Below are 12,439 nucleotides of genomic sequence, written 5' to 3'. Positions count from 1 at the left end.
CCTGCCGCCCAGGTCGCCGCTGCGTCGCCGGCGCCGGCTGCCGCCCCTGCAGCGGCCCCGACGCCCGCGCCGGTAGCAGCAGCGACGCTGCCGACCGGCCGCCCGACCGGCGGCGTCTCGGTCGATGCGGTCGATTACGCCGAAGGTGGCGAGGTCCGTTTCGCCGGCCGCGCAGGCCCGGGCGGGGCTGTGCGCCTCTATCTCGACAACCGCCACATCGGCGATGCCGCGGCAGACGACCAGGGACGATGGAACCTCGAGCCGGAAACGCCGATCGCTCCCGGCACGTTCGAGCTCCGCGCCGACCAGGTGGACGCCGCAGGCCGGGTCACCGGGCGGGTTCAGATGCCGTTCCAGCGCGCCGCCACGCCGCCACAGGGAATGGGCGAGCGGAGCATCGTCGTCCAGCCCGGCAACAATCTCTGGACGATCGCGCGCCGCACCTACGGGCGGGGCATCCACTACAGCGTGATCTATGGCGCCAACCGAGACGCGATCCGCGACCCGCACAGGATCTACCCCGGCCAGGTGTTCGCCCTGCCAGCCGAGGTGCAGGAGCCCGCCCGGCGCTAGCCTTGCCGCGTCGCCGTGACGACGCGCGGAGTGGCGCAGGTCACCGCTGCCAGCAGGACGACGGCGAAGGCGAGCGTTGGCAGCGAGGGCGGCTCCGGCACCCCCGTCGGCGGCGGCGGAACGGCAGGATCGAGGAAGACGAGGCCGCCGGCGGAGAAGTTCGCGCTGATGTTCTGCGGCAAGGCGGTCTGCGTCGCGTCCGCGTTGTTTAGGAACGCGCTCGCGTCCGCGTAAGTGATCAGGAACAGATCGGTCTGCCCGGCCAGGTCCGTGTTGCGTTCAAGCAGCAGGTGCCAGGCACCGCTCCCGTCGATCGTGAGCCCGCCGGCGGAGAAGTTCGCGCTGATGTTCTGCGCCAAGGCGGTCTGCGTCGCGTCCGCGTTGTTCAGGAATGCGCTCGCGTCCGCGTAAGTGATCAGGAACAGATCGGTCTGCCCGGCCAGGTCCGTGTTGCGTTCAAGCAGCAGGTGCCAGGCACCGCTCCCGTCGATCGTGAGCCCGCCGGCGGAGAAGTTCGCGCTGATGTTCTGCGGCAAGGCGGTCTGCGTCGCGTCCGCGTTGTTTAGGAACGCGCTCGCGTCCGCGTAAGTGATCAGGAACAGATCGGTCTGCCCGGCCAGGTCCGTGTTGCGTTCAAGCAGCAGGTGCCAGGCACCGCTCCCGTCGATCGTGAGCCCGCCGGCGGAGAAGTTCGCGCTGATGTTCTGCGGCAAGGCGGTCTGCGTCGCGTCCGCGTTGTTTAGGAACGCGGCCGCGTCCGCGTAAGTGATCAGGAACAGATCGGTCTGCCCGGCCAGGTCCGTGTTGCGTTCAAGCAGCAGGTGCCAGGCACCGCTCCCGTCGACCGTGAGCCCGCCCGCGGAGAAGTTCGCGCTGATGTTCTGCGGCAGGGCGGCCTGCGCCGGGGCGGTGTTGTTCAGGAACGCCGTCGTTTCCTCGTAGCCGATCAGGAACAGGTCGGTCTGCCCGGCCAAGTCCGTGTCGCGTTCGAGCAGGAGGAACACGCTCGCCTGGGCTGGGGCGCCGAAGGACAGCGCGCCCGCCATGGCGGTGATGCAGGCTGAGCGGCCTAGCAGATGGCCGACGCGTCTCATGGCGTTGCTCCTCGCGAGACGGTCACAGCTCTACGCGGCTTCTCTTCATGCAAGAACGGGGCCGTGCAGATAAGCGGCTGAGATACCGGACCTTACTAGTGGCGAGGACCGCGACGACGCGAGCGGTGTAAAATTTCTCGACTTCGTCCGGCGCAGGCTCTCCCCCTGAGCGCCGTATCAGGCAGCGCGGGCGCCCTGTTCCTCGAGCAGGTCGAGGCACGGGTCGAGCGCAAGGACGAACTCCGTCGCGGCCGCGACCAGCCGCCGCGCCGTGGGCGGGGACCCGAGCAGAGCCGCCGTTTCGAGATGGACGCCGTGATCGGGGCTGAGGCGAAGCCGCCAGCCGCGCGGCAGCGCATCGCGCAGCGCGGCGATGGCCGCCATCACGCGCGGGCGCGCCTCGGCCGACTCGGCGGTGAACGGCACATGCGCGGCGAGCACCGAGAAGACCACCCGCCGCTCCTCGTCCAGGCACGCCGCGATGCGTCGGCCGCGCCAGCGGAAGCCGAAGCTTGGCCGGTCCGCCAGGTCGCGCGCGGCGAGCGTGCCGTCGAAGCCGACATCGAACGGGCCGAGCCGGCCGATCACGGCTGGCGCTGCCGACATCGCCGCCTCCTGCGTCACGGCAACCAGGGCGGTGGGGGCGTTCATGACAGGAGTTTTGCCCCCGAGCCCTGAACGCATCTATAACGCGCCATGTTCGACACGCTCTCCAAGGTCCTTGCCCCGCCCCATCGCGCGGGCATCCCGTTCATTGCCGGCGCGGCAATCGCCGCCCTCGTGCTCGGGCTGTTCTCGCAGACGCTCATGTGGCTCGGGCTCGCGCTGGCGCTGTTCTGCGCCTACTTCTTCCGCGATCCAGCCCGCACCACGCCTGCGCGGCCCGGCCTGCTCGTCGCCCCGGCCGATGGGCGCGTCGTCTCCGTCGTCCAGGCCGTGCCGCCGGTCGAGCTCGGCCTCGGCCCCGAACCGCGCTGGCGCGTAGCGATCTTCCTCTCCGTGCTCGACGTGCACGTCAACCGCAGCCCGGCCGACGCGACGGTCACCCGCATCGCCTATCATCCGGGCAAGTTCCTCAACGCCGCGGAGGACAAGGCCTCCGACGACAACGAGCGCAACGGGCTCGCGCTGATGATGGCCGACGGGCGCACCCTCGGCGTGGTGCAGATCGCCGGGCTGATCGCGCGGCGCATCGTGTGCGAGGTGAAGGAGGGCGAGCTGCTCGCGGCCGGCCAGCGCTTCGGGCTCATCCGCTTCGGCAGCCGCACCGACCTGTACCTCCCCGAGGGTGTCGAGCCGCTGGTCGCTGAAGGGCAGATCATGATCGGCGCCGAGACGGTGATCGCCGATCTCGCCTCGGCCGAGCCGCGCAGGCTCGGGGTCGTGCGATGAAGCCGCCCCGCTCTCCCGCGGTCGATCGCTGGCGGCAGAGGCTGCGGCGGCGCTCGCGCCCGCGCTTCAAGGGCCTCTCCTTCAACCGGCTGATCCCGAACCTGATGACGCTCGTCGGCCTCTGCGCGGGGCTGACGGCGATCCGCTTCGCGCTTGCGGGGCGGTGGGACGCGGCGGCGACGGCGATCGTCATCGCCGCGGTGATCGACGGTCTCGACGGGCGGATCGCGCGGCTGCTCAAGGCGACGAGCCGGTTTGGCGCGGAGTTCGACAGCCTGGCTGACTTCCTCTGCTTTGGCGTCGCGCCCGCCCTCGTGCTCTATCTCTGGACGCTCTCGACCTGGGGCGGCCTCGGCTGGGCCCCGTGCCTGATGTACGCGGTGTGCGCCGCCCTTCGCCTCGCGCGCTTCAACGCGGCGATCGATGGCGCGCCGAAGCCCGCCTACACCTACAATTTCTTCACGGGCGTTCCCGCACCGGCCGGTGCGGGGCTCGCGCTCTTTCCGCTGTTCGTCTCGCTTCAGGCCGATGCGTCGGGGCTGACCTGGCTCGGCGACCTCGTGCAGTACCCCGCCTTCTCGGGCATCGTGCTGCTCACCGTCGGCGCCCTGATGGTCTCGACCGTGCCGACCTGGAGCTTCAAGAACTTCAAGATCCCGCAGCAGGTGATCCTGCCGCTCCTGCTCGGCGCGGGCCTCTTCATCGCCCTGCTCGTCAGCGAGCCCTGGGCGGCGCTCGCGCTGATCGGCCTCGTCTACGCGACGCTGATCCCCTTCGGCGTGCGCAGCTATCGCCGCCTCCGCGCCGAGGCGGAAGCAATGGCACTTGTCGCGCCGGAAGAGGAGCCTCGGGCAGAGACAGGCACGGCCTGAGGCGCCTCACCTGTCGGGCGGCGGCTTCCGCCCCGTCGTGGCGGCGAGGTTGACGCGCAGCAGGTCCTTGCCGGCGTAGATGCCGCCGACGATCTGCTCCTCGAAGCGCCTGGTGTCGAGCCGCCGCACATCCTCCATCGTTGTCGCGGCCTCCTCCGGCGTGTCGCCGAGCTCGACCAGCAGGCGCTCGCCGAAGGCCATGGCGGAGTGCAGCGTCTCGCGGATCTGGAAGTCCACGCCGGCCTGGATCAGCTTCAGCGCGTGGCCGCGGTCATACGCGCGGGCAAAGATCTTCACCAGCGGGAACTCCGCGCGCAGGAGCTCGGCGATGCGCACGGCCGCTTCCTGGTCGTCGATGCAGACGAGGATCGCCCGCGCATGCGCCGCCCCCGCGGCATGCAGGATGTCGAGCCGCGTGCCGTCGCCATAGTAGACCTTGAAGCCGAAATCGGCGGCGGCGCGGATCATCTCCGTGTCCTTCTCGATCAGCGACAGTTCGTAACCCCGCGCCAGCAGAGGCTGGCTGACTATCTGCCCAAACCGGCCGAAGCCGATGATGATCACGTTGGCTGACAGCCCCTCGGGCGCCTCCACCCCGTCCATCGACTGCGCGGGCTTGGGCAGCAGGCGGTCATGCGCGACCAGCATCAGCGGCGTGATCGCCATGGAGATGATGACGGCAGCAGACAGCGTTGCGTTCATCGGCCCATCGATGATGCCGACCTGAAGGGCGGCGGTGTAGAGAACGAAGGCGAACTCGCCGCCCTGCGCCATCATCACCGCGCGCTCGAGCGCCTCGCGGTGCGGCGCCTTCGCGACGCGCGCCACCGCGTAGATGCCGATCGCCTTCAGCACCGAGAAGACGACGACCGCAGCAAGCACCAGGCGCCAGTTCGACACGATCACGCCGAGGTCGAGCGCCATGCCGACGCCGAGGAAGAAGAGCCCGAGCAGGATGCCGCGGAACGGCTCGATATCCGCCTCGAGCTGATGCCGGAACGAACTTTCGGAAAGCAGCACGCCGGCGAGGAAGGCGCCCATCGCCATCGAAAGGCCGCCGAGCTGCATCGCGAGCGCCGAGCCGAGGACGACGAGCAGGGCCGCCGCCGTCATCACCTCTCGCGCGTCCGCCGCGGCGAGGATGCGGAAGAACGGGTTCAGCAGCCACAGCCCCGCTCCGACCAGCGCGCCGATCGCAGCAAGCCCGATCGCGATCGAGACGAGCCTGTCGGCGATCGTCGTCGTTTCCCCCCCAGGTGCGAGAAACGCGACGAGGGCGAGCAGCGGCACGATGGCGAGATCCTCGAGAAGCAGGATGGCGATGATCCTCTGCCCCTTCGGCAGCGAGAGCGAGCGCCGCTCCTCGAGCACCTGCATCACGATCGCCGTCGAGGTCAGCACGAAACCGGTGCCGGCCACGAACGAGACGAGGGGCGGGAACCCGGCGGCGTAGGCGGCGCCGCCGAGCATGGCCGCGCAGATTGTCACCTGCGCTAGGCCGAGGCCGAAGATCTCCCGCCGCATGCCCCAAAGCTTCGAAGGTTGCATCTCGAGGCCGATGACGAAGAGGAACATCACCACGCCGAGCTCGGCGACATGGAGGATGGCCTGCGGATCGGTGAACAGCCCGAGGCCGTAGGGGCCGACGAAGAGGCCCGCGGCGAGGTAGCCGAGCACCGAGCCCATGCCCGCCCGCTTGAACAGCGGCACGGCGGCGACACCCGCGCCGAGCAACGCAACGATCGAAACCAGGTCAGGCCCGTGAGCTTCTGCCGCCATGCATCACCACCGCTTTGTGCGCGCTGCGTCACTGTGCCGGTTCGCGAGTACTTGCGGCAATGCCGTTCCCGCCTGAGCATGTCGGCGCAGCGAACGCAGCGCCGCGCCGGGAGAACGCCATGACCACCATCATCGCCAACACCATCATCGCCACCGTCGACGACGAGGATCGCGTCCTCGCCGACGCTGCGATCGCGATTGAGGGCGGGCGGATCGCGGCGCTCGGGCCGACAGCGGAGGTGCTGCCGCGTTTCCCGGACGCAGAGGTGGTGGACGGACGGCGCCACATGGTGATGCCCGGCTTCGCCAACACCCACACGCATTTCAGCCTGACGATCGCGCGCGGCGTCTACGAGGACCTCTCGCCGCCGCACAAGCCGCCCTTCTACTCCGGCCTCTCCCCGGTTCCCGTGCCCGACCTTTCCGCAGAGGAGAACGCGCTGATGTGTACGCTTGGCGCCGTCGAGGCGATCAGGAGCGGCACGACGCTGGTTCTCGAGGACGGCGCGCGCATCGCGACCTACGCCCCACTGATGGCCCAGTCGGGCCTTCGCTACGTGCTGGCCGAGCGCGCGTGGGACAAGGCGAAGGGTTCGATCGGCGACCAGCTGCCCTTCGAGGTGTCGGAGAAGCTCGCCGATGACGGCATGACGCGGATCAGCGACCTGCATGCGCGCTGGCACGGCAAGGAGGGCGGGCGCATCGCCGTCGGCATCGCCGCCTGGGCGCCGGACATGTGCTCGCCTGGCCTCCTGCGGCGGCTGACCGACCTGCAATCCTCGCTCGATGCGCTCTCGACCATCCATCTGAACCAGATCTGGGGCGAGGTGGAGGCGGTGAAGGCGATCCGCGGCAGGCTGCCGACGGAGTATCTCGCCGATAACGGGTTCCTCAATCGCCGCGTCGTCTGCGCGCATTGCCGTTGCATGACGTGCGAGGAGGAACGGCTGCTCGGCTCGACCGGCGCGACGGTTGCGTTCAACTCGGCGATCGCTGCGCGCCGGGGCCTCTCACCGCGCATCCATGACCTCGAGCAGTATGGCTGTACCATCGCGATGGGCAGCGACAACATGGCAGAGGACATGGTGGAGGTGATGCGGACGGGCCTCTTCATGGAGCGCGTACGCCGCGAGGACGGGCGCAACCCGACGCCGGAGCAGGCGCTGCGCTGGGCGACGCGCAACGGCTACGCCGCGCTCGGCGTGCCTGACGGCGGATGGCTCGCGGAAGGCAACCGGGCCGATCTCATCATGGTCCGGCTCGGCCGCGCGCATCTCGTGCCGCTGGTGCGCCCGGTCTCGACCTTCGTGCACCAGGGCCAGGCTGCGGATGTCGATGCGGTGATGGTCGATGGCGCCTGGGTGATGCGCGACGGCCGCATCCTGACGCTCGACGAGGAGGACGTGGTGTCGCGCGCCGACACGGCCGGCCGCCGCGCCTGGCAGCGGCTTCGCGACCAGCGGCCGGACCTGCCCTGGCCAAAGGGGTTTATTTGATAGCGAAACGTTCCGTACGCCTATCGTAATCGCGTCATCGTTTCGTAACCTCCGCGCGAGTTGATCGGTTGTTTCCGACCAGGAAGCGGGAGAGAAACCGGCTGGAAACATCGCGCCCCTAGCGGAGGCGCCGGCGCGCCGCATCCCGCGGCAAGCCGGGACATTCGCGAAAGGATGCGCATCATGCAAAGCTATATCCTGCTCTCGCAGGGCTCCGCAGCGTTCGGCACGCGCGACACATGGGCAGCGCCGGGAAGCACTGCCGGCACCGGGGCAGGCATAGTGGAAGGCGCTGCCGCCGCGGTTGCACGCTCGGCGTTCGACCTGGGCGATACCCCGCTCGATCAGGCGGGCGCAGACACGCTTCTTGCCTCGCTGGACTGGGCGCTCGATGGCAGCTTCTCGGGCTCCTTCCTCGCCGCCGCGCTTGAGGATGGGCGCGCATTCGAGACGGCGGCCGGCCCCCGCAATCCGGAGCTCGGCATCTTCGCCGAGGACGGCGAAGACTTCCTCGAGATCTCGGTCGACCCCGGATCATGGAACGGCATCAAGAATCTCGAGATGCTGATGACCAGCGAGCTGCTCGGCTCGCTCAACAGCGTCGTGATCGACAATCTCGTCGACGTCAGGGTAAAGATCGGCGACACGCCGGCCGACGAGATCGTCCGCGAGGGTCCGATCGCGCGCACCAACCTCGTCATCGCCAATGCCAAGCGCGGAGAGGTGGATGCAACGGAAAGCCCCGAAAGTCTCCAGCTCGGCCTCTTCCTCGCCTCGAACTCACCGGAATGGCAGACAAGCTTCGATATTCGCGGCTCCGTGTTCAACGACGCGATCGTGCTTCTCCGGGGTGACAACGAGGAGGAGACGATCGACGGCCAGACGCTCGGGCTGACGGGCCTGGGCCAGACCGTGTTCGTCGCGACCGGGGACGGGCACGACTTCGTCTCTGCCGCGCGCCTGGTCGAAGCGGCCCTCGATGTTTGCCTCGGCCGGGACGGCGGCTCCTGGAGCATCGGAGAGGACGGTGCCATCGACGTCGTTCTGCCCGACACGCTTCAGCTCTCCGATGGGGCAGTAACGATCCGCTACGCGTTCGGCGATGGCGTCGATCTGCTCACCGGCTTCGAAAGCGGCCGCGACCGGATCATCCTCGAGAACGTCGATCCGGGCGCGTTCGAGGTCTCGCAGATCGGCGAGGACACGCTGATCGCGTTCGCCGATGGCGGAGCGCTCATCGCGCGCGGCGTCGTGCTCGGCGAGGCGGACATCCTGTTCGCCTGACCAGGCGGGGCGACGGACGTGCGCCGCGTCCGTCGCCCCATCCGAGGGAAGGAAAATTCGTTGCGAGGGTTTGACGGATCGGGCGAGAGGTGCCTAGCCTGCGCCGGGGTTTCGCAATACCGGGAGACGAAGAATGACGGTCGGCCGCAGGCATCTCGTGGTGGGGCTCGCAGCCGCGCCGGCGATCCTTAACGCGACGACGAAGCGTGCCGATGCGCAGGGAGCGCGGAAGGTGATTCGCGCTGTGCCGATCGGCGATCTCCGTGCACTCGACCCGATCTGGACCACCGCCTACATCACCCGCAACCACGCCTACATGGTGTGGGACACGCTGTTCTCGCTCGACGCGGAGAACAAGCCGCAGCCGCAGATGGTCGGCGAGTACGGCGTCTCCGGCGACCAGCTGACCTGGACGTTCCGGCTGCGCGACGGGCTGATGTGGCATGACGACACGCCCGTCCGCGCGGCCGATTGCGTCGCCTCCATCCGCCGCTGGGGCGCGCGCGACGGCATGGGCCGCGCCCTGCTCGCCGTCACCGACAGCCTCGAGGCGCGCGACGACCGCACGTTCGAGCTGAAGCTGAAGCGCCCCGTCGGCTTCGTGCTCGACGCGCTCGGCAAGATCGACAGCAACGTGCCCTTCATGATGCCGGAGCGGCTCGCCCGCACCGACCCGGGGCAGCAGATCTCGGAGGTGATCGGCTCCGGCCCGTTCCGGTTCGTGCGCGAGGAATGGATCGCCGGCGTGAAGGTCGTCTACGAGAAGAACACCCGCTACGTGCCGCGCTCCGAACCGCCGAGCCAGGCGGCCGGCGGCAAGGTCGTGAAGGTCGACCGGGTCGAGACGCTCTACACCCCCGATGCGGCGACGGCAGCGAACGGGCTGATGGCGGGCGAGCTCGACATGCTCGAGAGCCCGGCGCCCGACCTGACGCCGCAGCTCGCGCGGCACCGCGACGTGATCGTCGCGCCGAACGATCCGCTCGGCTACCAGCTATTCACTGTCATCAACCACCTGCACCCGCCCTTCGATAACGTGCTCGCCCGCCGCGCGCTGCAGACGGCGATCTCGCAGCCCGACTACATGAACGCCACGGTGGGAGACCGCACGCCCTGGCGCGAATGCGGCGCGATCTTCGGCTGCTTCGGCGAGAACAACCAACGCGAGGCGCTCGGCTGGCCGACGCAGGACCTCGCGAAGGCGACGGCGATGCTGAAGGAGAGCGGCTATGACGGAAGGCCCATCGTCATCCTCGATCCGGCGGACAACGCCACGCTTCACCCTCCAGCGCTGGTCACGGCCGACACGCTTCGGAAGATGGGCGCGAATGTCGACCTCCAGGCGATGGACTGGTCGGCGCTCGTGCAGCGCCGGTCGAACCGCGCCGCACCGGGCCAGGGCGGGTGGAACCTCTTCACGACAAACGCCACCATCACCGGCATCGCCAACCCCCTGCTCAACATCTTCACGCGGCACTGCGACGAAGCTTGGTTCGGCTGGCCCTGCGACAGGCGTGTGCCGGAACTGATGCAGGCCTGGACCTACGAGAGCGACACGGCCAGGCGCGAGGAGATCCAGACGCAGCTGATGAAGGTGCATGTCGAGCAGGTGACGTCGATCCCGCTCGGCCAGTACCGGTCGGTGATCGCCTATCGCCGCTCGCTCCAGGGCGTGATCCCGGGGCCGGCGCTGTTCTACTGGAACGTCGACAAGGCCTGAGCAACAGCCGGCGCGCGGGAGCCTCGCGCGCCGGCCGCGCCCCTCCGCCGCGCCGTCTCAGAAGCGGCGCAGCAGCCTGTCGATGTAGTCGAGCTCCTGCTGCGAGCGGTCGCGCTCGCCGGCGCGGCGCTGCAGCTCCTCCTGGATCTCGCGCGAGCGCATCATCTCCCGCTCGCCCGGCACGGCCACGTCGGAACCCTCGTCGCGGCCGCCGACCGTCTCCTGACGCGGCCGGCCGAGCGGGTCGCGGCCCTCGCCGAGCTGCCGGCCCTCGCCGGTTCCCTCGCCGCCCTGCTCGGTGTTCTCGCCGCCCGGCTCGCCCTCGCCGTCGCCGCCTTCCATCAGGCCCATGCGACCGGCCATTTGGTTCTGCATCTCGCGGCCGCCCTGCTGCAACGCCTCCATGGCACGCTGCTGCGCCGCCTGCGCGCCCTGTTCATTGCCCTGCCGCAATGCCTCGACGGCATCGCGCATCGCGCGGTCAGCCTGGCCGAGAGGTTCGGGGATCTCGCCGGAGAAATCGCCGAACTGCTGCATCAGCTCGCCAAGCGCGCGGCGAAGCGCCTGCTGCTGGCGCGCATCCATCTGCCCTTGCTGGCTCTGCTCGCCCTGCTGGCCCTGCTGCTGGCCCTGTTGTTGACCCTGCTGCTGGCCGCGCTGCTGCGTCCGCTGCTGCTGGCGTTGCTGCATCTGTCGCTGCTGACTCTCCTGCGCCCGCTGGTGGCTGCGGTCCATCAGCGAGCCCTGGCGCTGCAGCATGTCGTTCACCGCGCCCATCATCTGCTGGCCCTGCTCGCGCTGCTGCTGGCGCTCGGGGCTCTCCATGCGCGCCGTGCGGCCTTGCTGCAGCGCCTCGATGGCGCGCTCGAGCTGGGAAAGCTGCTCGCGCATCCGCTCGAGGTCGCCCTGCCGCGCGGCCTCGCGCATCCGCTCGGCCATGCGCTGCATGTCGCGCTGGTCGAGCACGCGGGCGTTGCGGTCGAACGGCAGCGTCTCGACGCCGTCGCGCCGCATCGCCTCGGCAAGCGCCTCCATGTAGCGCTGCATCGCCTCCTCGAGCTGGCGGGCGAGCCGCTCGAGCTCCTGCGGGTCGACCGGATCGCCGCGCTCGGCCCGCTCGAGCGCCTCGCGCAGCTCCTCGCGCGCGGCGTTGAGCTGGCGCAGCGTGCGGTCGCGCCCACCCTCCTCGATGCGGACGGCGAGTTCCCACAGCAGGTCCTGCACCTCGGCCACGGCTTCGGCGCGCCTGTCGCGCACCGTGCGCGAGCGCGCCGTGCGCAGGCCGAGGAAGACGGTGAGGTCGTTGTCGAAGGCGTCCGGGTCGGTCGAGAGCCGGTCGAGCTCGCGCGCATGGGCGTTGCGCTCGTCTGGCGCAAGCGTCATGCGCTTGCGCAGGGCGACGAGCGCCTGCGCGACGGGGTGGGTGAAGGCACGCTCGGGAAGCTCGACCGTCATGGTCGCTGACCGCCCGGTCTGCCCCGCGGCGTCCTTCGCCTCGAGCGTGATCGTGACCGGCAGGCCCGCCCAGGGATGGGCGGTGAGGTCGGGCTGGGCGGCGCCGCGAAGGCTGCGCTGCGCATCGCCTGGCTCGGCGACAGGCACGGCATGCTGCGCCAGGTCCGGCCGCGCAGGCAGGGCAAGCAGCGCGGTGACGGAGGCGACGCCGTAATCGTCGACCGCCTCGAAGGCGATGCGGAGCTGCGGGCTCCTCGGTGCGGGCGCGGGCGGGCTCAGGAAGGCGACGGTGGGCGCCTGGTCGGCGATCACGCGGAGCGGCCAGGCACCGACCACGGCGCCATCGCGCGTCACCTCGAGCCGCCGCCCCCCTGCGATCGCCGTCTCCGCCGTGAAGGCGTTCTGATCGAGCGCGCTGAAGGCGGTCGCGGCACCATCGATGACGAGAACCGGCACGCCGCCCGTGCCGCCGGAGAGATGCGCGGCGAGCTTGCTTCCGGCCGGAACCGGGATCTCCTGCGCCTCGCCGGGTTCGGCGCGGAGGAAGAGCGGCGGCAGCCCGGTATAGGCAGGCGGCGTCACCCACACGTCGAGCCGGACGGGAAGAGGCGAGGCGGTGGGCGGCGACAGCACCGGTGTCACCGCCGCGGCGAGGCGCCCCCGCCAGTCCCCACCCGCGGCGACGATGGCGGCGACGGCGGCAACGCCGATCGCTGCACGCAGCGCGCGCCGATCGCGCGCGGCGAGGCCCGGGTGCGGCGCGCCGACCTTCAG

General features: G+C 70.0%; 10 protein-coding genes. 6 read left to right on the top strand and 4 right to left on the bottom strand.

Features of this window, described 5'->3' with window-relative positions; genetic code table 11:
* On the top strand, window positions 1-573 hold a 573-nt coding region (locus FIF60_RS20765; protein WP_144300202.1), incomplete at its 5' end, for a LysM peptidoglycan-binding domain-containing protein.
* Here FIF60_RS20765 and FIF60_RS20760 read toward each other — a convergent pair.
* Together FIF60_RS20760 and FIF60_RS20755 are read right to left on the bottom strand one after the other, a co-directional pair.
* On the bottom strand, window positions 570-1,619 hold the full coding sequence (locus FIF60_RS20760; RefSeq protein ID WP_144300201.1) for a hypothetical protein: 1,050 nt from the start codon (window positions 1,617-1,619) through the stop codon (window positions 570-572). The genes FIF60_RS20765 and FIF60_RS20760 overlap by 4 nt on opposite strands.
* A gap of 225 nt (window positions 1,620-1,844) precedes the next feature.
* Complete coding sequence (locus FIF60_RS20755) at window positions 1,845-2,318, bottom strand: hypothetical protein (RefSeq protein WP_144300200.1); 474 nt, start codon at window positions 2,316-2,318, stop codon at window positions 1,845-1,847.
* Between the two features lie 45 nt (window positions 2,319-2,363).
* On the opposite strand from FIF60_RS20755, the gene FIF60_RS20750 reads away from it, so the two are divergent.
* Window positions 2,364-3,059: a phosphatidylserine decarboxylase gene (locus FIF60_RS20750; protein ID WP_144300199.1), complete on the top strand. Its 696-nt coding sequence runs from the start codon at window positions 2,364-2,366 to the stop codon at window positions 3,057-3,059.
* A complete protein-coding gene (locus tag FIF60_RS20745; RefSeq protein WP_144300198.1) occupies window positions 3,056-3,931 on the top strand; it encodes a CDP-alcohol phosphatidyltransferase family protein in 876 nt (291 codons plus the stop codon). Before FIF60_RS20750 ends, FIF60_RS20745 begins: the two co-directional genes overlap by 4 nt.
* A 6-nt stretch (window positions 3,932-3,937) precedes the next feature.
* Here the strand turns inward: FIF60_RS20745 and FIF60_RS20740 are convergent, their stop codons facing one another.
* On the bottom strand, window positions 3,938-5,710 hold the full coding sequence (locus tag FIF60_RS20740) for a monovalent cation:proton antiporter-2 (CPA2) family protein (RefSeq protein ID WP_144300197.1): 1,773 nt from the start codon (window positions 5,708-5,710) through the stop codon (window positions 3,938-3,940).
* A gap of 119 nt (window positions 5,711-5,829) precedes the next feature.
* On the opposite strand from FIF60_RS20740, the gene FIF60_RS20735 reads away from it, so the two are divergent.
* The 3 genes from FIF60_RS20735 (at window position 5,830) to FIF60_RS20725 (ending at window position 10,210) form a co-directional block, all read left to right on the top strand.
* On the top strand, window positions 5,830-7,206 hold the full coding sequence (locus FIF60_RS20735; RefSeq protein WP_158639333.1) for an amidohydrolase family protein: 1,377 nt from the start codon (window positions 5,830-5,832) through the stop codon (window positions 7,204-7,206).
* A gap of 183 nt (window positions 7,207-7,389) precedes the next feature.
* Window positions 7,390-8,490: a hypothetical protein gene (locus tag FIF60_RS20730; protein WP_144300195.1), complete on the top strand. Its 1,101-nt coding sequence runs from the start codon at window positions 7,390-7,392 to the stop codon at window positions 8,488-8,490.
* Between the two features lie 133 nt (window positions 8,491-8,623).
* Complete coding sequence (locus tag FIF60_RS20725; RefSeq protein ID WP_144300194.1) at window positions 8,624-10,210, top strand: ABC transporter substrate-binding protein; 1,587 nt, start codon at window positions 8,624-8,626, stop codon at window positions 10,208-10,210.
* A gap of 57 nt (window positions 10,211-10,267) precedes the next feature.
* Here FIF60_RS20725 and FIF60_RS20720 read toward each other — a convergent pair.
* Window positions 10,268-12,439: DUF4175 domain-containing protein (locus tag FIF60_RS20720; RefSeq protein ID WP_144300193.1), on the bottom strand; the 2,172-nt coding region annotated here is incomplete at its 5' end.

It is taken from the genome of Elioraea rosea (genome assembly GCF_007644105.1).
In the GTDB taxonomy this organism is placed as follows: Bacteria; Pseudomonadota; Alphaproteobacteria; order Acetobacterales; family Acetobacteraceae; genus Elioraea_A; species Elioraea_A rosea.
Note: the sequence above shows the minus strand (reverse complement) of the source record. Positions and strands in the feature narration are given on the sequence as shown.

Bases quoted from the DNA above. Each gene is read 5' to 3' on its own strand.
- FIF60_RS20760 (WP_144300201.1), bottom strand. From the start codon at position 1,619: ATGGCGGGCGCGCTGTCCTTCGGCGCCCCAGCCCAGGCGAGCGTGTTC.
- FIF60_RS20755 (WP_144300200.1), bottom strand. From the start codon at position 2,318: ATGAACGCCCCCACCGCCCTGGTTGCCGTGACGCAGGAGGCGGCGATG.
- FIF60_RS20750 (WP_144300199.1), top strand. From the start codon at position 2,364: ATGTTCGACACGCTCTCCAAGGTCCTTGCCCCGCCCCATCGCGCGGGC.
- FIF60_RS20745 (WP_144300198.1), top strand. From the start codon at position 3,056: ATGAAGCCGCCCCGCTCTCCCGCGGTCGATCGCTGGCGGCAGAGGCTG.
- FIF60_RS20740 (WP_144300197.1), bottom strand. From the start codon at position 5,710: ATGGCGGCAGAAGCTCACGGGCCTGACCTGGTTTCGATCGTTGCGTTG.
- FIF60_RS20735 (WP_158639333.1), top strand. From the start codon at position 5,830: ATGACCACCATCATCGCCAACACCATCATCGCCACCGTCGACGACGAG.
- FIF60_RS20730 (WP_144300195.1), top strand. From the start codon at position 7,390: ATGCAAAGCTATATCCTGCTCTCGCAGGGCTCCGCAGCGTTCGGCACG.
- FIF60_RS20725 (WP_144300194.1), top strand. From the start codon at position 8,624: ATGACGGTCGGCCGCAGGCATCTCGTGGTGGGGCTCGCAGCCGCGCCG.